A 1,554-nucleotide genomic window follows, 5' to 3' on the forward strand; every position below is an offset into this window, starting at 1 on the left:
GGTTGAACTATTATGGCACTTCAATTTCGTTAACAATCCGGTTGATTATTTCTTCTGAAGTAATATTTTCTGCTTCCGCTTCATAGGTAATTCCAATTCTATGCCTTAGTACGTCATGCACAACGGCGCGTACATCTTCCGGAACTACATACCCACGTCTTTTTATGAATGCAAAACATTTAGCTGCATTTGCCAGATTAATACTCCCACGAGGCGATGCGCCAAAACTTATGAGTGGTTTAAGGTCTCCTAAATTATATTTTTCGGGATAGCGTGTGGCGAATACTAAGTCCAGGATATATTTTTCAATTTTTTCATCCATATATACTTCTCTCACTGCCTGTTGAGCACTAAGAATTTGTTTAATTGATACAACGGGTTTAACATCCTGCAGTATACCTTGAAGATTTTGCCTTATAATAAGTTGTTCTTCATTCATCTTTGGGTAATCGATAACTGTTTTTAGCATAAAACGATCCACCTGAGCCTCAGGGAGGGGATATGTTCCTTCCTGTTCTACGGGGTTTTGAGTAGCCATAACCAAGAATGGCTTATCCAGAATAAAAGTTTCATCTCCAATGGTAACTTGTTTTTCCTGCATGGCTTCCAAAAGAGCAGATTGTACTTTGGCTGGGGCACGGTTTATCTCATCAGCTAACACAAAATTAGCGAATATAGGACCTTTCTTTATTGAGAAATCATTCACTTTCATATTATATATCATTGTTCCCACGACATCTGCAGGTAGAAGATCCGGAGTAAACTGAATCCTGCTAAAACTACCTTTAACCGCCTTTGACAGAGTGGTTATTGCAAGGGTTTTTGCAAGTCCGGGGACTCCTTCTAACAAAATATGACCCTGTCCCAAAAGTCCGATCAACAATCGTTCTATCATGTGCTTTTGACCTACAATAGCTTTATTCATTTCCAGAACAAGCAGGTCTATAAAAGCACTCTCCTGTGCAATTTTCTCATTAACAGCACTAATGTCTACAGTAGTATTTTCTTCCATTAATAATTTATATTTTTTGGTTTTTAATCTGTTGGTATCTCAGTAGGGCGCAAATTGAAAATTTATTTATATAAGTGCTGTTAATGATTGGTTAAAAAATGCCTAGAACCCTAAGTTTTATGAAGTATTTAAGGGATTTATTTTATATTTTCACATACTTATGAAAAACCGGATATCTTATTCAAAAATTATTGCTGGTACCATGACATGGGGAAGTTGGGGAAAGAACCTTACAAAAAGCGAAATAGCCGACCTTATTGGCTATTGTGTTGAAAATGGAATTACAACTTTCGACCATGCCGATATTTATGGTGGCTATACTAATGAAGGAGCTTTTGGAAACGCTTTTTCACAAAGTTTAATTCCCAGAGAGCGGGTACAACTTATTAGCAAATGTGGGATACAATATGTCTGTAAAGCAAGAGATAATAAAGTAAAACATTATGATTATTCTAAAGAATATATTATTTGGTCTGCCGAGCGTTCTTTGTCCAAACTTAAGACTGATTTTTTAGACCTTTTTTTACTCCACAGGCCCAGCC

Annotated in this window: 2 protein-coding genes; one reads left to right on the forward strand and one right to left on the reverse strand. The window is 36.6% G+C overall.

All coding sequences use genetic code 11. The features are described from left to right. Nucleotides 1–10: 10 nt before the first annotated feature. Nucleotides 11–1,012: an AAA family ATPase gene (locus tag WBN20_RS10890; protein WP_424281689.1), complete on the reverse strand. Its 1,002-nt coding sequence runs from the start codon at nt 1,010–1,012 to the stop codon at nt 11–13. Between the two features lie 160 nt (nt 1,013–1,172). On the opposite strand from WBN20_RS10890, the gene WBN20_RS10895 reads away from it, so the two are divergent. Further along, the coding region (locus tag WBN20_RS10895) for an aldo/keto reductase (protein WP_424281690.1) at nt 1,173–1,554 on the forward strand (382 nt) is incomplete at its 3' end.

It is taken from the genome of Eudoraea sp., from assembly GCF_049665975.1.
GTDB lineage: Bacteria > Bacteroidota > Bacteroidia > Flavobacteriales > Flavobacteriaceae > Eudoraea.

Bases quoted from the DNA above. Each gene is read 5' to 3' on its own strand.
- WBN20_RS10890 (WP_424281689.1), bottom strand. From the start codon at position 1,012: ATGGAAGAAAATACTACTGTAGACATTAGTGCTGTTAATGAGAAAATT.